The organism is Micromonospora desertarenae (assembly GCF_056150265.1).
The window spans coordinates 124,144-143,104 of sequence record NZ_JAXCFQ010000001.1 but is presented as its reverse complement, the minus strand read 5'-3'; the positions used below and the strand labels follow the sequence as shown (position 1 = coordinate 143,104).

The window sequence follows — 18,961 nt, the reverse complement described above, 5'->3', positions numbered from 1 at the left end:
GGTCCGCCGACCGGCCGGCGGACCGGCGGCCCGCACCGCACCGGGTCCGCCCGGGTGGGCGCCAGTTGGCCCGAGCGACCGCGCGCCGCGACCGCGCGTGGGACGCTGGGCGCAGGTTACCGAGATCCGGCGGAGCAGGGGGCGTCATGGCCGGAGTGCCGCAGGTCGACTTCGCGCTCGACACGTACGAGTGCATCGTGCTGTATCCGGGCGCGGCCGGGCGGGCGCTGCCGGCGGAGACGGTCCAGCGGTTGCAGTCCGAGCACGCCGAGCACATGCAGGCGCTGCAACGGCGGGGGATCGTGCTGGTCGCCGGCTCGGTGGACGGCCCGGCCCGCAACCCGGAACCGCCGATCGGCTTCGGCCTGGCCCGTACCGGCTCGGTGGACGACGTGCGCAGCGTGATGGAGGCCGACCCGGCGGTCCAGGCGGGGCTCTACCGGGTGGACGTGATGACCTTCCTCTGCCCGGCCGGTTCGCTGGAGTTTCCGCTGGTCAAGACGGAGGGTTGAGCCGGCGACCAGCGACGGTTGTCGTCATCGCGACGGCGCCGGGCCGGCGCCCGCTGCTACCGTCGCCGGGTCAGGACCGCCGCCCGACGCGCCGGGCGCCGGCGGCCGGCCCCGGTCCAGGAGCCGCCATGACCGCCGCCGGACACCCCGCCGCAACCGGGCGCGCCGGCCAGCGGGCCCGCCGGGAGCACCCGGGGGCGCGCTCGCGGCGGGGGCGTACGATTCCCGGCGCGCGGTCGCCGATGCCCGCCACCTCAACGTTCCCGGCGCGGGTTCCGCCCGCCGGCTGCGCGCGGATCGCGCGTCGTTGGACAATTTGTTCCGCAGTCCCGCGAGGGGTCGGCCCGAAGTGCGACCCGGAGGAGAGACTAGCCTGATGGGCGTGACACGCCGCGCGAAGATCGTCTGCACCCTTGGCCCCGCCACCTCGTCGCCGGAACGGATCCGAGGGCTCGTCGAGGCGGGCATGAACGTGGCCCGGCTCAACTTCAGCCACGGCAGCCACGCCGACCACGAGGCGGTGTACCGGCTGGTGCGCGAGGCGGCCGACGCGGCCGGCCGGCCGGTGGCGGTGCTGGCCGACCTCCAGGGGCCGAAGATCCGGCTGGGCCGGTTCGCCGACGGCCCGCACGAGTGGCGTACCGGCGACTCGGTGGTGATCACCGGCGACGACGTGATGGGCACCAAGGACCGGGTCTCCTGCACCTACCGGAAGCTGCCGCAGGAGGTGAAGCCCGGTGACCGGCTGCTGATCGACGACGGCCGGGTGGCGGTGGAGGTCACCGACGTCACCGGCAACGACATCCGCTGCCTGGTCACCGAGGGCGGACCGGTCTCCAACAACAAGGGCGTGTCGCTGCCCAACGTGGCGGTCAGCGTGCCGGCCCTCTCCGAGAAGGACGCCGAGGACCTGCGCTTCGCCCTCGGCCTCGGCGTCGACCTGGTCGCCCTCTCCTTCGTCCGCTCCGCCGACGACATCAAGCTGGTGCACGCGATCATGACCGAGGTCGGGGTGCACCGGCCGGTGCTGGCCAAGGTCGAGAAGCCGGAGGCGGTCGACCACCTCGAGGCGATCGTGCTGGCCTTCGACGGCGTCATGGTCGCCCGCGGCGACCTCGGCGTCGAGCTGCCGCTGGACCAGGTCCCGCTGGTGCAGAAGCGCGCGGTGCAGCTGTGCCGGGAGAACGCCAAGCCGGTCATCGTCGCCACCCAGATGCTCGACTCCATGATCGAGAACTCCCGGCCGACCCGCGCGGAGGCCTCCGACGTGGCCAACGCGGTGCTCGACGGCGCCGACGCGGTGATGCTCTCCGGCGAGACCAGCGTCGGCAAGTACCCGGTGCTCACCGTCAGCACCATGGCCAAGATCGTCACCACCACCGAGTCCGGCTCGATCGGGGTGCCCCGGCTCCAGCACGACCCGCGTACCCACGGCGGCGCGCTCACCGTCGCCGCCTCCTCGATCGCCCGGGCCATCGGCGCCAAGGCGATGGTCGCCTTCTCGCAGACCGGCGACACCGTGCGGCGGCTGTCCCGGCTGCACTGCGACCTGCCGCTGCTGGCCTTCACCCCGGTGCCCGAGGTGCGCAACCAGCTGGCGCTCTCCTGGGGCGTGGAGACCTTCCTGATGCCGTTCGTCGAGCACACCGACGACATGTTCCGCCAGGTCGACCAGGCGCTGCTCGGGCTCAACCGGGCCAACCCCGGCGACTACGTGGTGATCGTCGCCGGCAGCCCGCCCGGCACCCCCGGCTCGACCAACACGCTGCGCGTACACCAGCTCGGGTCGCTGGTCGACGCGGCGTCCGCGCGGGCGCTGCAGTGACCGCCGACCAGGTCGCGGTCGGCCAGGCCGCCGTCGACCAGCTGCTGGAGGTCCTCGACCTCACCCCGACCGGCGAGATGACCTTCCGGGGGATCAGCCCGCCGGTCGGCCCGCAGCGGGTGTACGGCGGCCAGGTCGCCGGCCAGGCGCTGGTCGCCGCCGGGCGGACCGTCGACCCGGAGCGCTTCGTGCACTCGCTGCACGGCTACTTCGTGCGGGCCGGCGACCCGGCCGAGCCGATCGCCTACGAGGTGGAGAACATCCGCGACGGCCGGTCCTTCTCGGTGCGCCGCTGCGTCGCGCTCCAGCACGACAAGCCGATCTTCTTCATGTCGGCCTCGTTCCAGCGGACCGAGGAGGGGCTGGACCACCACGCCCCGCTGCCGCCGGACGTGCCCGGTCCGGACGAGGTCCCGACCATGACCGACCGGCTCTCCCGCTACCCGGAGCGGCTGGGCATCTGGGGGCAGATCCCGCGCCCGATCGACGTGCGCTACGTCGGCGAGCCCGGCTGGGTACGCCCCGGCGACCGGCCCGCCGATCCGCACCAGCGGGTCTGGATGCGCATCGACGGCAAGCTGCCCGACGACCCGCTGCTGCACGCCTGCGCGCTGGCCTACGCCAGCGACCTCACCCTGCTGGACTCGGTGCTCTCGGTGCACGGCGAGGTCTGGGGCCCGGGCGGGGTGGTGGGCGCCAGCCTCGACCACGCCCTCTGGTTCCACCGGCCGTTCCGCGCCGACGAGTGGTTCCTCTACGACTGCTGGAGCCCGTCGGCGTCCGGCGCCCGGGGGCTGGCCACCGGCCGGATGTTCACCCGCGACGGCCGGCAGATCGCCAGCGCCGTCCAGGAGGGTCTGCTGCGCCGCGTCGGGGCGTGAGCCCGGCCGGCGGCGTGTCCGGCGATCGGCCGAGGGGTGATCGTCCGGGTGGGGGGAGCGGCAGCTAACCTTGCCGGCATGCGCCTCTCCGCCCGGGTCGACTACGCCCTTCGAGCGGTCGTCGAGCTCGCCTCGGTGACCGGCGGCGCCGGCGTCGGGCGGGGTCGGCCGGTCACCGCCGAGCAGATCGCCCGCGCCCAGGAGATCCCGCCGAAGTTCCTGGAGAGCATCCTGCTGCAGCTGCGCCGGGGCGGCATCGTGCAGGCCCAGCGCGGCCCCGAGGGCGGCTACTGGCTGGCCCGCCCGGCCGAGGAGATCTCGCTGGCCGAGGTGATCCGGGTGATCGACGGCCCGCTGGCGCACGTCCGCGGGCAGCGCCCCGAGCAGCTCGGCTACCACGGCGCGGCCCGCGCGTTGCAGGACGTCTGGATCGCCCTGCGGGCCACCGAGCGGGAGATCCTCGAACTGGTCACGGTGGCCGACGTGGCCAGCGGCACCCTGCCCGGGCGGATCACCGAACTGGTCGCCGACCCGCGCGCCTGGACCTGAGCCCCGCCGCCCGGGCGGCGGCGCTCACTCCTCGTCGGCGGCGGCGCTGAGCAGCTCCCACGCCTCGTCGACGTGCGCCTGCCCGGTGAACGGGGAGCCGACGGCCAGCCGCAGCGTGTACCGGCCGGCCACCCGGGTCTGGGTCAGGTGCACCCGGCCGGCGGCGTTGACCCGGGCCAGCAGCCGGGCGCTCGCCTCGTCACCGGCCCGCAGCCGGAAGCAGACCAGCGAGAACGGGTGCGGCGCGGCCAGCTCGAACCGCTCGTCGGCACGGACCCGGTCGGCGAACCGGGCGGCCAGCGCCACTCCGGTGCGGATGTGCGCCCGCAGCCCCTCGACGCCGTACCAGCGCAGCACGAACCACAGCTTGAGCGCCCGGAACCGGCGGCCCAGCGGCACCTGCCAGTCCCGGTAGTCGATCACCGCGCCGGACTCGCTGGCGGCGTTGCGCAGGTACTCCGGCAGCACCGTCAACGCCTCGATCAGCGAAGCCCGGTCGGCCACCCAGAACGCGTCGCAGTCGAAGCCGGTGAGCAGCCACTTGTGCGGGTCGAAGCAGTACGAGTCGGCGTACTCCAGCCCCGCGTGCGACCAGCGCAGCTCCGGGCAGACCGCCGCCGCGCCCGCGTACGCGGCGTCGACGTGCAGCCAGACGCCGTACTCGGCGCAGATCGCCCCGATCGCCGGCAGCGGGTCCACCGCCGTGGTGGAGGTGGTGCCGATGGTCGCCACCACCAGCGCCGGCACCTCACCGGCCGCCAGGTCCGCCTCGATCGCGGTGCGCAGCGCGGCCGGATCCATGGCCAGCGTCGCCGGGTCGACCTCGACCGGGCGGACGCCCTCCTCCCCGAGCCCGGCGATCAGCGCGGCCTTCTCCACCGACGAGTGCGCCTGGGTCGAGGTGTAGACCCGGTAGCGCCGGTCCACCCCGGCCCGCCGCCACCGGCCGCCGCCGGCCCGGTGCAGCGCGGCGAGGGTCGCCACCAGCGTCGCCGAGGACGCCGAGTCCTGGATCACCCCGCCGCCGCTGCCGGTCGACCGGAACCGCTTCGGCAGGTCGAGCAGGTCGGCCAGCCAGTCCAGCATCGCCGTCTCCAGCTCGGTGGCGGCCGGCCCGGTCGCCCAGAGCATGCCCTGCACGCCCAGCCCCGAACTGACCAGGTCGCCGAGGACGCTGGGGCCGCTGGTGTTGGCCGGGAAGTAGCCGAAGAACCCGGGATGCTGCCAGTGCGTCAGCCGGGGGGCGACCAGCGCGTCCAGGTCGGCCAGGACGGCGTCGACCGGCTCCCCGTGCTCGGTCGGGCCGGGCGGCAGCGCCGCGGTCAGGGCACCGGGCGGATCCGGCGAGGTCACCCGGCGCCGCTCCAGCGTCGCCCAGTAGTCGGCGATCCAGTCCACCACGGCGTGCCCGGCGCGGCGGAACTCCTCGGGGGTCATGTGCTCGGCCACCCGACGAGTCGATCAATAAACCGCCCGGCCGGCAAGAGGGTGACCGATTGTGCCGGGTCCACCACGGCCGTAGCATCGCAGAGGCGCGGAGCCGCCTTCCCGACGCCCGCCACGCGCGTCGGGCCTCTTGCCGTCAGCACGGCGTACGCCCTCGCCGCCGGCCCCGGGCAGGCCGGCGGTGTCCGGCCGCCGCGCGCCCCCACCTCTCCGGAGGGCTCCGCATGCCTGTCACCCCCCGCCGCGTCGCGCTGCTCGCCGCGGCCGCTCTCGCCGCCGGCACCCTGACCAGCCTCACCGCCGCGGCGGCCGCCGCCGGTTGCCGGGTCGACTACCGGGTCACCAACCAGTGGCCCGACGGTTTCGGCGCCGACGTGGCCGTCACCAACCTCGGCGACCCGATCACCGGTTGGACGCTCACCTGGACCTTCCCCGCCGGCCAGCGGGTCGGCCAGGCGTGGAACGCCACGGTCAGCCAGTCCGGCGCCGAGGTCACCGCCCGCAACGTCGACTGGAACGCCGCCCTCGGCACCGGCGGCACCGCCGGCTTCGGCTTCGTCGGCAGCTGGACCGGGGGCAACCCGGCCCCGACCAGCTTCGCCCTCAACGGCACCACCTGCACCGGCGCCCCACCCACCTCGGCGCCGCCGACCACCAGCCCACCGCCCACCAGCCCGCCACCGAGCAGCCCGCCACCGACCAACCCGCCGCCCGGGGCCGTGCAGGTGGAGGACCTCGACCGGGGCCTGGTGAGCGTGCGCGCGGGCACCGGCAACCTGGTCTCCTGGCGGCTGCTCGGCACCGAGACCACCGGCGTCGCGTTCAACCTCTACCGGGGCGGCACCCGGGTGAACAGCACCCCGATCACCGGCGCCACCAACCACCTCGACGCGGGCGCGCCCGCCGGGGCCACGTACACCGTGCGGGCCGTGGTCGGCGGCGCGGAACAGCCCGCGTCGCCGCCCGCGCTCCAGTTCCCCGGCGGCTACCTCGACGTGCCGTTGCAGGTGCCGGCCGGTGGCACCACCCCGAGCGGCGAGGCCTACACCTACTCCGCCAACGACGCCTCCGTCGGCGACCTCGACGGCGACGGCCGCTACGAGATAGTGCTCAAGTGGGAGCCGTCCAACGCCAAGGACAACTCCCAGTCCGGGTACACCGGCACCGTGCAGGTCGACGCGTACACCCTCACCGGCACCCGGCTGTGGCGGATCGACCTGGGCCGCAACATCCGCGCCGGCGCCCACTACACCCAGTTCCAGGTGTACGACTACGACGGCGACGGCCGGGCCGAGGTGGCCATGAAGACCGCCGACGGCACCCGCTCCGGCACCGGCCAGGTGATCGGCAACGCCGCGGCCGACCACCGCAACTCCAGCGGCTACGTGCTCACCGGCCCGGAGTACCTGACCATGTTCGACGGCCGCACCGGCGCCGTCCTCTCCACCGTCGACTACGACCCGCCGCGCGGCACCGTCTCCTCCTGGGGCGACAACTACGGCAACCGGGTCGACCGGTTCCTCGCCGCCACCGCCTACCTCGACGGGCAGCGGCCGTCACTGGTGATGGCGCGCGGCTACTACACCCGGGCCGTCGTCGCCGCCTGGGACTTCCGCGACGGCACCCTGCGCAAGCGGTGGACCTTCGACTCCAACGCCGCCGGCAACGCCGCCGCGGCCGGGCAGGGCAACCACAACCTCTCGGTGGCCGACGTCGACGCCGACGGCCGCCAGGAGATCGTCTACGGCTCCGCCACCATCGACGACGACGGCCGGCTCCGGTACGCCACCGGCTTCGGCCACGGCGACGCCCTGCACGTCGGCGACCTCCTGCCCGGCCGCGCCGGCCTGGAGGTGTTCACCATCCACGAGTCCGGCAGCGCCCCCGCGGCCGACCTGCACGACGCCCGTACCGGCCAGGTGCTCTGGCAGCGGCCGAACAACGGCGGCGCGGAGGGCCCCGGGCGCGGGGTCGCCGCGGACATCCACGCCGGCAGCGCGGGCGCCGAGTTCTGGGGCGCCGGCACCAACATGGGCAACCTCTACAACGGCTCCGGCGGCAGTATCGGGCGCAACCCCTCCTCGGCGAACTTCCTCGCCTGGTGGGACGGCGACCCGGTCCGGGAACTGCTCGACGGCACCCGGATCGACAAGTACGGCACCGGCGGGGACACCCGCCTGCTCACCGCGAGCGGGGTGGCGGCGAACAACGGCACCAAGGCCACCCCGGCGCTCTCCGCCGACCTGGTCGGCGACTGGCGCGAGGAGGTCGTCTGGCGCACCACCGACAGCCGGGCGCTGCGGATCTACAGCACCCCGACGCCGACCGGCACCCGGATCCACACCCTGATGCACGACCCGCAGTACCGGGTGGCGGTCGCCTGGCAGAACACCGCCTACAACCAGCCCCCGCACCCGAGCTTCTTCATCGGCGACGCCATGCCCACGCCGCCCACCCCGAACGTCTACCTCCGCTGACCCGGGCCCGCTGACCCGCGCCCGCCGGCCCGGCCCCGCCGGGCCGGCGGCTGGCACCGGGCCGCGGCCGCGGAATCCGCCCAGCCGCGGCCCGGTGCGCCACACCGCGGCATCCCCGACCCGTCCCGACCGGGAATGCCGTACCACCACCGGCACCAACGTTAGGCACCCACCGCGTCGCGGGGGTGACGCCGGCGTGAAGATCGTGTTTCAGCGGCGCAGGCCGCCGGCCACCTGCTCGGCGATCAACTGGTACGACCGCACCCGGTCGGCGACGTCGTAGACCAACGTGGTCAGCATCAGCTCGTCCGCGCCGGTCCGGGCCAGCAGGTCGGTCAGCTGCCGGCGGACCGTCTCCGGCGAGCCCATCGCCTGGCCCTCCCGGCGCTGCTCGACGAACTCCCGCTCGATCTCGGTGTACGGGTACGCCGCCGCCTCGTCCGGGGTGGCCAGCGGCTCCGGCCGACCCGAGCGCAGCTTCAGGAACGACAGCGCGCTCGGCCCGGCCAGCCACTCGGCCCGCTCGTCGGTCTCCGCGCAGACCGCGTTCACCGCGACCATCGCGTACGGCCGCTCCAGCCAGCGCGACGGCCGGAAGCTCTCCCGGTACAGCGCCAGCGCGGGCAGCGTGTTCTGCGCGCTGAAGTGGTGCGCGAAGGAGAACGGCAGCCCGAGCAGCCCGGCCAGCCGGGCGCTGAACCCGCTGGAACCCAGCAGCCAGATCGCCGGCTGCTGGCCGCGCCCCGGCGTCGCCACGATCGGCCCCGGCCGTTCCCCGCTGAAGTAGTTCATCAGGTCGGCCAGCTCCTGCGGGAAGCCCTCCGCCGACAGCCCCTCCATCGTCCGGCGCAACGCCAGCGCGGTCATCTGGTCGGTGCCCGGCGCCCGCCCGATGCCCAGGTCGATCCGGCCCGGGTGCAGCGCCTCCAGGGTGCCGAACTGCTCGGCCACCACCAGCGGCGCGTGGTTGGGCAGCATCACCCCGCCCGAACCCAGCCGGATCGTGCCGGTGTGCGCGGCCAGGTGGGCGAGCAGCACCGCCGGCGCCGACGAGGCGATCGCCGGCATGTTGTGGTGCTCGGCCACCCAGAACCGGTGGTAACCCAGCTCCTCGGTCCGCCGGGCCAGCTCGGTGGTGTGCCGCAGCGCCTCGCCGGCGGTGGCGCCGGCCGCGACCGGAGCAAGATCAAGAACAGAGAGCGGTACGTCGATCACACGGCTGGCCAACCCCCGGCCCGCCGGATTTGTTCCCGACAGCGACTCAGCCCACCCCGCGGGCCTGCTCGAAGATGAGGCTGGTCTGGGTGTGCTGCACCGCCGGATCCACCGCCAGGTGGTCCAGCACGAAGTCCCGCAGCGCGTCGGCCGACGCCGCCCGCACGTGCAGCACGTAGTCGTCCGCGCCGGCCACGTGGAACACCGCCACCACCCCGGGCAGCCGCACCGACCGGGCCCGGAACGCGTCCACCACCGGACGCTCGTGCGCGGTCAGCCGCACCGACACCAGCGCCTGCAACGGCAGGCCCACCGCCGCCGGATCCACCTCCGCGTGGAAGCCCCGGATCGCCCCGCACTCGCGCAGCGCGCGGGTGCGGGCCAGGCAGGTCGACGGGGCCACGCCCACCCGCTCGGCCAGGGCGTTGTTCGGCAACCGGCCGTCCGCGGCCAGCTCGGCCAGGATCGCGCGGTCGACGTCGTCCAGCGCCGCGAAGCGCCGCACATCATTCGCTACAGGGGGCATGACAGCATCCTCCACCGAATCCCTGCGGTGCGCCAACGGGATTCGCCGAATCATCTGCGGAAGTGTTGCCACTAATCGGCGCTATGTTCGATGCTCTCCGCATGACGACCGTGGACACCCGAGCCGTGCACGCCGGCCGCGACGACCTCGCCGCCCTCGGCGTCCACGTGCCGCCGATCGACCTCTCCACCACCAACCCGCTGCCCTCGGTCGACGCCGGCGGCGACGCCTACGAGAGCCTGGCCACCGGCGGCACCCTCCCGTCCGGCGCCAGCGCCGTCTACCAGCGGCTGTGGAACCCCACCGTGGCCCGCTTCGAGACCGCCCTCGCCACCCTGGAAGGCACCGCCGAAGCCGTCGCCTTCGCCAGCGGCATGGCCGCCCTCACCGCCACCCTGCTCGCCGCCACCTCCGACGGCCGCCGCCACGTCGTCGCCGTCCGCCCCCTCTACGGCGGCACCGACCACGTCCTCGCCACCGGCCTGCTCGGCACCACCGTCACCTGGGCCCGCCCGCACGAGGTCGCCGCCGCCGTCCGCCCCGACACCGCGCTGGTCGTCCTCGAGACGCCGGCCAACCCCACCCTCGACCTCGTCGACATCGCCGCCGTCGCCCACGCCGCCGGCGACGTACCGCTGCTCGTCGACAACACCGTCGCCACCCCGGTGCTCCAGCAACCCGCCCGGCACGGCGCCGCGCTCGTCCTGCACAGCGCCACCAAGAGCATCGGCGGCCACGGCGACGTCCTCGCCGGCGTCGTCGCCTGCGACACCGGCTGGGCCACCCGGCTGCGCCAGGTGCGCGCCCTCACCGGCGCGATCCTGCACCCGCTCGGCGGCTACCTGCTGCACCGCGGCCTGCAGACCCTCCCCGTGCGGGTGCGCGCCCAGCAGGCCGGCGCGGAGAAGTTGGCCGGCTGGCTCGCCGACCACCCCGCCGTGACCCGCGTGCACCACCCCTCGCTGCACGATCCCGCCGGGCTCGTCGGCCGGCAACTGACCGGCACCGGCAGCCTGCTCGCCTTCGAGGTACGCGGCGGCGCCCCCGCCGCGGCGGCGGTGGCGAACGCCTGCCGGCTGATCACCCACGCGGTGTCGCTGGGCGGCGTCGACACGCTCATCCAGCACCCGGCCTCGCTGACCCACCGCCCGGTCGAGGGCGAGGCGAAGCCCGCCGGCGGGTTGCTGCGCGTCTCCGTCGGCCTGGAGGACCCGGAGGACCTGCGCGACGACCTCGCCCGGGCGCTCGCCGAACTGGGCTGACCGGCGGCCGGGTCGCCGGCGGCCGGTGCGCCTCCCTTCAGGACTTCGGGCCGACGTGCCGGTCCAGCGCGGCGACCGCCTCCCGCCGCGCCACCGACAGCGAGTTGCGGCGGTTCATCCGCCAGGCGATGCCGAGCAGGTCCAGCGCCCACTGGCAGAGGCTCATGATGTCCGCCGACTCGTTGGTGAACATGTAGCGCGGGTAGACGTACTCCTTGCCGCGGACGACCACCCGGTTGGCGAACCGGCACCCGTCGGAGTGGAACAGCCCGCGCAGGAAATGACCGGGGTGCGCGGCGACGATCTCCCGCTGCCAGTCGGTGAGAACGATGGGGCGCTCGTGCTTCCTGCCCGGCCCGTGCTGCGGTAGCAGGCAGGGCCAGTGCTTGCCGTAGCTCTGCACGCTGACGCAGCCCTGTTGCTGGACCCGCCGCACCCGAGCGGCGAGCACGTCGCGCATGGCCGTCTCGCAGGCGTCGATCAGGCCGGGCCAGACGTTGCCGCAACTGATCCTCAGCACCGGTACGCGCGCGGTGGCCACGAGGTGCCCGTCGCCCAGGTAGAGACCGAGCAGATAGCAGTAGGCCGGTTGATCTGTCGGATTGGCGACCTCGGGTCGGCAACGGAAGCACCGCAGCCCGGTGCCCTGGACGACTGCCTCCGGCCGCTCGCGGCACCACTCCCAGACGGTGCGGTAGGCGAGCCCGACGCTACGGGCCGCTTCGGAGACCCGGGCTCCGGACAGGTAGAGCCGCCGGGCGTGAGCGCGGACCTCGGGTGGATGCACGGGATGAGTGTCGAACGTCCGTACGACAGTTTCGTGTCCCCGGTGGGATTCGAACCCACACTGTCGGAGGTTTGAGCTCCGTTTCTCTACCGATTGGAATACGGGGACGTACTCGCGGAACGCTCTGGCGGCCCCTCACAGGGTACCCACTACGCTAAGGGCGGCGACATCCGGCTGGGCGGGTGTCGGGTTCTGACTGGTGGGGGTAGGGCTCGTGGCCGAGACGCAGACGGATGCCGAGCGCAGGCGGGTACTGATCGCCGAGGACGAGGCGCTCATCCGGCTGGACCTCGCCGAGATGCTGGCCGAAGAGGGCTACGAGGTGGTCGGGGAGGCCGGCGACGGCGAGACCGCCGTCCGGCTCGCCGAGGAGCTCAAGCCGGACCTGGTCATCCTCGACATCAAGATGCCGATCATGGACGGCCTGGCCGCCGCCGAGCGGATCGCCGGCGCGCGGATCGCCCCGGTGATCATCCTGACCGCGTTCAGCCAGCGCGACCTGGTGGAGCGGGCCCGGGCGGCCGGCGCGATGGCGTACCTGGTCAAGCCCTTCCAGAAGAGCGACCTGGTCCCGGCGGTGGAGATCGCGCTCTCCCGCTACTCGGAGATCGCCGCGCTGGAGGCGGAGGTCGCCGGGCTGACCGACCGGCTGGAGATCCGCAAGACCGTCGAGCGCGCCAAGGGCGCGCTGATGACGACGTACGGGATGACCGAGCCGCAGGCGTTCAAGTGGATCCAGCGCACCGCGATGGACCACCGGATGACCATGAAGGAGGTCGCCGAGCGGATCCTCGCCGAGACCGCCGGCGGCGAGGTGGCCCAGCCGACCTCCTGAGGTCGCCGGTTCGGGGGGCACCGCGACGGGCCGGTGATCGATAGCATCGGATCCATGGGTGGTCGGCGGTTGGTGGCGGTGCTCGGTGTGTCGGCCGTGCTGCTCGCCGGTTGCGAGGATGGCACCGCCCACGACGGCGACAACCCGCAGCCGGTCAGCCCGACCTGGCAGGAACTGACCCTGCCGGCGCCGCCGGGCCCGCCGGGGCGGCTGATCCTGCGCGACATGGTCGCCTGCGCCGGCCGGTGGTACCTGGTCGGCGGGGTGGCCGACGCGACGCGCGCGACCCGGCCGGCCGCCTGGACGAGCGGGGACGGCACCTCGTGGACCTCGCTGCCGATCGCCGCGGACTCCTTCTACGGCAAGCAGAACGTGCTCTACTCGGTCGGCTGCCGCGACGGGGTGGCCGCCGTGGTCGGCGCGAAGGTCGGCGGCGCGCACGGCTATCCGCGGGTGAGCACCTGGCGGCAGCGCGGCGACGGCACGCTGGTCGAGGTGGCGGCGTCGTTCGAGACCTACGGCGGGCCGAAGGCGGTCAACGTGTCCCGGTTGGCCGGCGGGCCGGCGGGCTGGTTGATCGTGGGTAACCGGTCCAGCGGCGCGGCGGCCTGGGTGTCGCCGGACGCGGCGGACTTCGTGCTGGTCGAGGCGGCGCCGGAGTTGGCGTCCGACACCCGCGGGGTGAGCTGGGCGTTCGACGCGGTCGCCGGGCCGGGGGGTTGGCTGGCCGTGGGCGGGGTGCTGCCGCGCGGCCGGATCGACCGGGATCCGGCGGCCTGGACGTCGGCGGACGGGCGGTCCTGGCGGCGGACGACCCTGCCGGGCACCAGCGACTACGAAGAGTTGCAGCGGGTGGTGATGGCCGGCGACACCGCTGTCGCGGTGGGGTTGCGGGGCCGGGCGTTCGGGGCGTGGCGGCAGGCGCCGGGGGCCGACTGGGCGGCAGCCGGTGGCTTCGGTGCGCTCGGCGCGGGTGGGGTGCCGTCGGTGAGCTCGCTGGTGGCCTCCGGCGGGTGGCTGTTGGCGGCGGTCTCCGACGGGGCGCGGCACAGCGTGTGGGCGTCGTCGGACCTCGGCGGGTCGTGGCACGAGGTGGTCCCCGCGACGCAGTTGCCGGCCGGGGCGGATCGGGACGTCAGCCTCCTGGCGGTGGGGGAGCGCTGGTGGCTGGTGGCGGACGACGGCACCCGCAGCGGGTTCTGGTGGGCTCCGGCGGCCCCGGCGCCGGGGTGACGCGAGGCCGGTCGCCGGCCGCTGCCGGGTGATCGATTCGGGTCATTGACCAGCCGGGAGTCGACCGGTTGGCGGGGGTTCCGGCCGTCCCGCTATTCGGTCAGCCAACCGCCTAAGGACCGGTCAGGGGATTGACCTGTTACGGGAAATGTTTGGATCCCGCGCGCCTTCGTAACGGTTTCGCAGACCCCGGCTCTAGGCCTTCCGAGACCGTATGAGTGTCGGTACGCTCCGCCATCACGAGCCGTAACGCAGGGGGCGTCCCTGCGGGGTGGGTGGAACTGCGGGTTGCTGGCTGTCCCCGTCGGTGGGGTTGGTCGGGCCCGCATCTGGAGGAGGTCAGGAAGCCGTGAGGCGAAGCTATGTACGGGCGCTCGGCACTGCCGCGCTCGCCGCGACCCTGGTTGTCGCAGCTGGTTGCCAGGACTCGGGCGGCGAAGGCGGCACCGCGTCCGGCGACTGCGGCGGCAAGATCGCGATCTTCGGTGCGTTCACCGGTGACAACGCGGGTCTGGTGATCCCGTCGCTGAACGGCGCGAAGCTCGCCGTGAAGCAGCACAACGAGAAGAACCCGGACTGCAAGGTCACCATGCAGGAGTTCGACACCCAGGGCGACCCGGCGGTGGCGACTCCGTTCGCGAACCAGATCGCCGGCGACAACTCGTTCCTCGGCGTCATCGGTGGCCACTTCTCCGGTGAGTCGGACGCGACCATGCCGATCTACCAGGCCGCCGGCCTGGCGATGGTGGCCCCGTCGGCCACCCGGACCGACCTGACCCAGAAGGGCAACACGTCCTTCTTCCGGGTGGTCGGCCACGACGGCACGCAGGCCGGCGCGGTGGCGACCTACATGAAGGCGCAGAACGCGCAGAAGGTCTTCGCGATCGACGACGGCAGCGCCTACGGCGCTGGCATCACCGCCGAGCTGGGCAAGAACCTCGGCGGCACGCTGGTCGGCAGCGACAAGATCCAGGAGCGGCAGTCGCAGTTCGACGCCACCATCTCCAAGATCAAGGCGGCGCAGGCCGACTTCGTCTTCTACGGCGGCTACACCCGTGAGGCCGCTCCGCTGGTGCGCCAGATGCGCGCCGCCGGTGTCCAGGCCAAGTTCGTCGGCCCGGACGGTCTCTACGACCCGGCGTTCCCGCAGGGTGCCTCCGGCGGTGCCGAGGGCGCGATCATCACCTGCCCGTGCCTCCCGGCCGACAAGGCCGGCGGCACCTTCTCCGCCGACTACCAGAAGGAGTACGGCCAGGCGCCGGGTTCCTACGGTGCGGAGGGCTTCGACGCCGCGCAGATCTACCTGGACGCGTTCAAGGACGGCAAGAAGAGCCGGGCCGACATCCTGGCCTACGTGAAGTCCTACGACAAGCAGGGCGTGTCGAAGTACATCAAGTTCGACGACAAGGGTGACGTCGACCCGACGAAGGTCGTCATCTGGGCGTACCAGATCAAGGGCACGGCGATCGAGCCGCTGCAGGAGCTCAAGCTCAGCTGACGACAGCACTGGAGTACGGCCGGGGTGTTCGCCCCGGCCGTACTCGATGCAAGGAGACCCCGGTGAATTTCGACGAACTATTCGGCCATCTCGGCCAGCACACCGTCGACGGGTTGTCCAAGGGGGCGATCTACGCCCTGATCGCCCTGGGCTACACGCTCGTCTACGGCGTCCTGCGCCTGATCAACTTTGCCCACTCCGAGGTTTTCATGGTCGGCACCTTCGCGGTGCTGGGCGTGTGGACCGCGTTCGGGGTGCAGAACAACCCGCCGATCGGGCAGGCGGTGCTCTTCCTGGTGCTCGGTCTGGTGGCCGCGGCGATCGCCTCCGGTGGCACCGCACTGGCGATCGAACGGATCGCCTACCGCCCCCTGCGGCGCAAGAACGCGCCGCCGCTGATCTTCCTGATCACCGCGATCGGGCTCTCGCTGGTGCTGGTCGAGGTCTTCGGCCTGCTGCTGCCGGACATCGCCGGTGGCGCGCTGCCGACGATGTTCGGTCGGGCCCGGCAGATCGTCGGTATGCCGACGATCATCCAGCAGGAGACGCTCTTCACCATCGGCGGCACGGCGATCACCAACATCCAGTTGATCGTGTTCATCTCCGCCGTGGTGATGATGGCGGCGCTGGACTGGTTCATCAACCGCACCCGCTACGGCCGGGGCGTGCGGGCGGTGGCGCAGAACCCGGAGACGGCGGCCCTGATGGGCGTCAACCAGGAGCGCGTGATCATGCTGATCTTCGTGCTCGGCGGCATCATGGCCGGCGCCGCGGCGCTGCTGTGGAGCATGCGGTTCGGCTTCACCCAGAACAGCATCGGCTTCGTGCTGGGTCTGAAGGCGTTCACCGCGGCGGTGCTCGGCGGTATCGGCAACCTGCGGGGCGCGCTGGTGGGCGGCCTCTTCCTCGGCATCGTCGAGGTCTACGGCGCCACCCTGTTCGCCTCCAACTGGGAGGACGTCATCGCCTTCGTGGTGCTGATCGTGGTGCTGATGTTCCGTCCGACCGGCCTGCTGGGTGAGTCGCTCGGGAGGGCCCGCGCATGATTGACAAGATTCGTGCCGCGGACCGCCGCCGGGTCAGCCTGCTGACCTCCGTCGGCGACCGCGTCCGGGCGCTGCCGCGCTGGCAGCAGGCGATCGGGCTCGCCGCCCTGGTGGCGTTCCTCTACTACCTGCCGCTGCTCGGCATTCCGGGTCTGACCTGGCTGCGTACCGACTCGATCGCCGGTGGCAACAACTGGGCCGGTGTGCTGTTCGTCTGCGCCATCTACGTGCTGGTCGCCATCGGCCTGAACGTGGTGGTGGGTCTGGCCGGCCTGCTCGACCTCGGCTACATCGGCTTCTTCGCCATCGGTGCGTACAGCGTGGCGCTGTTCGGCTCGGTGAACTCGCCGGTGGTCAAGTGGATCCAGCAGGAGTTCGACCTGCCGCCGACCTGGGCGGTGACCTGGGCCATCTGCCTGTTCATCGCGCTGGTGCTGACGCTGATCTCCGGCGTGCTGCTGGGCTGGCCGACGCTGCGGCTGCGCGGCGACTACCTGGCCATCGTCACGCTCGGCTTCGGCGAGATCATCCGGATCTTCGCGCGGAACGCCACCGGCGTGACCAACGGCCCGCAGGGCATCTCGGCGATCCCCGGTCCGGAGGGTCCGCCCTCGGCGGAGAACGAGATCTTCGGTCTGATCGACGCCAAGCCGTGGTACTGGCTGGCGATCACGATGGTGCTGTTGATGGTCATCGCGGTGCGCCGGCTGGAGCACAGCCGCGTGGGCCGGGCCTGGCTGGCCGTCCGCGAGGACGAGGACGCCGCGGCGGTGATGGGTGTCTACCCGTTCAAGTTCAAGCTGTGGGCGTTCGCCATCGGCGCGGCGCTGGGCGGCCTGTCCGGCTTCCTGTTCGCCAGCCGGAACGCGTTCATCGACCCGACGCAGTTCAACGTGAACCTGTCGATCCTCTTCGTGGCGATGGTCGTGGTCGGTGGCTCCGGCAACATGGTCGGGGTGTCGCTCGGCGCGGTGCTGCTGGCCTACCTCCCGGAGCGGTTCCGGGAGATCGCCGACTACCGGTGGCTGGCCTTCGGCCTGGCCATGGTGCTGGTGATGATCCTGCGTCCGCAGGGTCTGATCCCCAGCCGGCGGCGGGCCCGGGAGTTGAAGGACCGCGCGGCGGAGGCAGAGGAGGCGCCCGCTCATGTCTGACCAGACCACCACGGCGGCGCCGAAGATCCCGACCCAGGCCGGGCCGCGGCCCGTGCTGCTCGAGGTCGACAACGTCACGCTGCGCTTCGGCGGCGTGGTCGCCCTCGACGGGATCAACTTCCAGATCAACGAGGGCGAGATCCTCGGCCTGATCGGCCCGAACGGCGCCGGCAAGACCACCACGTTCAACGTGATGACCGGGGTGTACAAGCCGACCTCCGGGGCGGTCCGGTTCCGCGGGCAGCGGGTGACCGGCCGCAAGCCGCACCAGATCAGCCGGATGGGCATCTCCCGGACGTTCCAGAACATCCGGCTCTTTCCGGAGATGACCGCGCTGGAGAACGTCATGGTCGGGACGGACTCCCGGCACAAGACCAGCGTGCCGGGGGCGCTGTTCCGGCTCTACCGGGTGCGCCCGAAGCCGGAGGAGTTGCCGCAGGTCACCGCCGAGTCCGGGATCGTCCGGAGCTGGCAGCAGGTGCGGCGGACGTTCGCCAAGACCTTCGGCCTGTCCCGGCACATCCTGGAGGAGCGGGCGGCCGAGGCCAAGGCGCTGGAGCTGTTGCGCTTCGTCGGCATCGCCGACCGGGCCAACGACGCGGCGCGCAACCTGCCGTACGGCTACCAGCGCCGGTTGGAGATCGCCCGGGCGCTGGCCACCGAGCCGAAGCTGATCTGCCTGGACGAGCCGGCCGCCGGCTTCAACCCGGCCGAGAAGGAGGACCTGCTCGGCCTGATCCGCAGGATCCGTGACCTGGGGCTGACCGTGCTGCTCATCGAGCACGACATGAAGCTGGTCATGGGGGTCACCGACCGGATCGTGGTGCTGGAGTTCGGCCGGAAGATCGCCGACGGCGCGCCGGCCGAGGTCAGCCGGGATCCGAAGGTGATCGCGGCCTACCTGGGGGAGTCCACTGATGACGCTGCTTGAGCTCGAGAACGTCACCGTCGCCTACGGCCGGATCGAGGCGCTGCACGGCATCAGTCTCACCGTCAACGAGGGTGAGGTGGTGGCCCTGATCGGCGCGAACGGCGCCGGCAAGACCACCACCATGCGGGCCATCTCCGGTACCCGCGCGCTCTCCGGCGGGAAGATCACCTTCAACGGGGAGGACATCAGCAAGCTCCGGGCCGACCTGCGGGTGGTCCGGGGGCTGTGCCAGTCCCCGGAGGGGCGGCAGATCTTCCCCGGCATGACGGTGATGGAGAACCTGGACATGGGGGCGTACACCCGACGGGACGCCGCCGGCATCGCCGCCGACCTGGACCGGGTGCTGACGCTGTTCCCGCGGCTGGCCGAGCGGCGCAAGCAGGCCGGTGGCACGCTCTCCGGCGGTGAGCAGCAGATGCTCGCGGTCGGCCGGGCGTTGATGAGCCGGCCGAAGCTGCTGCTGCTGGACGAGCCGTCGATGGGTCTGGCCCCGATGGTGATCCGGCAGATCTTCGACATCATCACGGAGATCAACCAGCAGGGCACCACGATCCTGCTGGTGGAGCAGAACGCCCAGCAGGCGCTGTCCCGGGCGCACCGGGGGTACGTGCTGGAGACCGGTCGGATCGTGAAGGAGGGGTCCGGCCAGGACCTGCTGCACGACCCGGCGGTCAAGGAGGCGTACCTCGGCGTGGCCTGACCGCGTCGTACCGCCGGCGGCCGTCCGTCCCCGAGGGGGCGGGCGGCCGCCGGCGCTTTTCCGCCCGGGCCCGGTGCCGCCGGG

Annotated in this window: 17 protein-coding genes and 1 tRNA gene; 13 read left to right on the top strand and 5 right to left on the bottom strand. The window is 72.8% G+C overall.

The features are described from left to right. Positions 1 to 146 precede the first annotated feature (146 nt). From SM577_RS00640 to SM577_RS00625, 4 genes are all read left to right on the top strand, one after another. A complete protein-coding gene (locus SM577_RS00640) occupies positions 147 to 512 on the top strand; it encodes a YciI family protein (RefSeq protein ID WP_302921684.1) in 366 nt (121 codons plus the stop codon). A gap of 376 nt (positions 513 to 888) precedes the next feature. Then, the gene (pyk, locus tag SM577_RS00635) at positions 889 to 2,337 is read left to right on the top strand and encodes a pyruvate kinase (protein WP_302921685.1); all 1,449 of its coding nucleotides are present in this window, start codon (positions 889 to 891) and stop codon (positions 2,335 to 2,337) included. Continuing rightward, positions 2,334 to 3,218 carry an acyl-CoA thioesterase gene (locus SM577_RS00630; RefSeq protein WP_302921686.1) on the top strand — a complete coding sequence of 295 codons (885 nt, stop codon included), beginning with the start codon at positions 2,334 to 2,336 and terminating at the stop codon, positions 3,216 to 3,218. Before pyk ends, SM577_RS00630 begins: the two co-directional genes overlap by 4 nt. Before the next feature lie 78 nt (positions 3,219 to 3,296). Beyond that, positions 3,297 to 3,767 (top strand): RrF2 family transcriptional regulator, encoded by a 471-nt coding sequence (locus tag SM577_RS00625; protein WP_302921687.1) that lies wholly within the window; start codon positions 3,297 to 3,299, stop codon positions 3,765 to 3,767. Between the two features lie 24 nt (positions 3,768 to 3,791). On the opposite strand, the gene SM577_RS00620 is transcribed toward SM577_RS00625, so the two are convergent. Continuing rightward, positions 3,792 to 5,216 carry a pyridoxal-dependent decarboxylase gene (locus tag SM577_RS00620; RefSeq protein ID WP_474586050.1) on the bottom strand — a complete coding sequence of 475 codons (1,425 nt, stop codon included), beginning with the start codon at positions 5,214 to 5,216 and terminating at the stop codon, positions 3,792 to 3,794. A gap of 221 nt (positions 5,217 to 5,437) precedes the next feature. On the opposite strand from SM577_RS00620, the gene SM577_RS00615 reads away from it, so the two are divergent. After that, positions 5,438 to 7,690, top strand: coding sequence for a rhamnogalacturonan lyase family protein (locus SM577_RS00615; RefSeq protein WP_474586049.1), 2,253 nt, complete (start codon positions 5,438 to 5,440; stop codon positions 7,688 to 7,690). A 210-nt stretch (positions 7,691 to 7,900) separates the two neighbouring features. On the opposite strand, the gene SM577_RS00610 is transcribed toward SM577_RS00615, so the two are convergent. After that, positions 7,901 to 8,905: an LLM class flavin-dependent oxidoreductase gene (locus SM577_RS00610; protein ID WP_474586048.1), complete on the bottom strand. Its 1,005-nt coding sequence runs from the start codon at positions 8,903 to 8,905 to the stop codon at positions 7,901 to 7,903. 46 nt (positions 8,906 to 8,951) lie between these two features. Further along, a complete protein-coding gene (locus SM577_RS00605; protein ID WP_302921691.1) occupies positions 8,952 to 9,431 on the bottom strand; it encodes an Lrp/AsnC family transcriptional regulator in 480 nt (159 codons plus the stop codon). 83 nt (positions 9,432 to 9,514) lie between these two features. Between SM577_RS00605 and SM577_RS00600 the strand changes: the two genes are divergently transcribed. Then, the gene (locus SM577_RS00600; RefSeq protein WP_302921692.1) at positions 9,515 to 10,693 is read left to right on the top strand and encodes a trans-sulfuration enzyme family protein; all 1,179 of its coding nucleotides are present in this window, start codon (positions 9,515 to 9,517) and stop codon (positions 10,691 to 10,693) included. Between the two features lie 37 nt (positions 10,694 to 10,730). On the opposite strand, the gene SM577_RS00595 is transcribed toward SM577_RS00600, so the two are convergent. Together SM577_RS00595 and SM577_RS00590 are read right to left on the bottom strand one after the other, a co-directional pair. Beyond that, positions 10,731 to 11,480: a terminase gpP N-terminus-related DNA-binding protein gene (locus tag SM577_RS00595; protein WP_302921693.1), complete on the bottom strand. Its 750-nt coding sequence runs from the start codon at positions 11,478 to 11,480 to the stop codon at positions 10,731 to 10,733. A 34-nt stretch (positions 11,481 to 11,514) separates the two neighbouring features. Then, positions 11,515 to 11,588: transfer RNA gene (locus SM577_RS00590), tRNA-Leu, on the bottom strand. Positions 11,589 to 11,694: 106 nt separating this feature from the next. On the opposite strand from SM577_RS00590, the gene SM577_RS00585 reads away from it, so the two are divergent. From SM577_RS00585 to SM577_RS00555, 7 genes are all read left to right on the top strand, one after another. Further along, the gene (locus tag SM577_RS00585) at positions 11,695 to 12,315 is read left to right on the top strand and encodes an ANTAR domain-containing response regulator (protein WP_302921694.1); all 621 of its coding nucleotides are present in this window, start codon (positions 11,695 to 11,697) and stop codon (positions 12,313 to 12,315) included. A 54-nt stretch (positions 12,316 to 12,369) separates the two neighbouring features. Beyond that, a complete protein-coding gene (locus SM577_RS00580; protein WP_474586047.1) occupies positions 12,370 to 13,548 on the top strand; it encodes a hypothetical protein in 1,179 nt (392 codons plus the stop codon). Positions 13,549 to 13,897: 349 nt separating this feature from the next. Then, complete coding sequence (locus SM577_RS00575; RefSeq protein ID WP_302921696.1) at positions 13,898 to 15,046, top strand: branched-chain amino acid ABC transporter substrate-binding protein; 1,149 nt, start codon at positions 13,898 to 13,900, stop codon at positions 15,044 to 15,046. A 62-nt stretch (positions 15,047 to 15,108) separates the two neighbouring features. Beyond that, entirely contained in the window at positions 15,109 to 16,092 is a 984-nt protein-coding gene (locus SM577_RS00570) for a branched-chain amino acid ABC transporter permease (protein WP_474586046.1), read from the top strand. Then, positions 16,089 to 17,246 carry a branched-chain amino acid ABC transporter permease gene (locus tag SM577_RS00565; RefSeq protein WP_302921700.1) on the top strand — a complete coding sequence of 386 codons (1,158 nt, stop codon included), beginning with the start codon at positions 16,089 to 16,091 and terminating at the stop codon, positions 17,244 to 17,246. Before SM577_RS00570 ends, SM577_RS00565 begins: the two co-directional genes overlap by 4 nt. After that, positions 17,239 to 18,177 (top strand): ABC transporter ATP-binding protein, encoded by a 939-nt coding sequence (locus tag SM577_RS00560; RefSeq protein WP_302921702.1) that lies wholly within the window; start codon positions 17,239 to 17,241, stop codon positions 18,175 to 18,177. Before SM577_RS00565 ends, SM577_RS00560 begins: the two co-directional genes overlap by 8 nt. Continuing rightward, complete coding sequence (locus tag SM577_RS00555; RefSeq protein ID WP_302921703.1) at positions 18,164 to 18,877, top strand: ABC transporter ATP-binding protein; 714 nt, start codon at positions 18,164 to 18,166, stop codon at positions 18,875 to 18,877. The genes SM577_RS00560 and SM577_RS00555 overlap by 14 nt, the downstream gene beginning before the upstream one ends. Positions 18,878 to 18,961 lie beyond the last annotated feature (84 nt).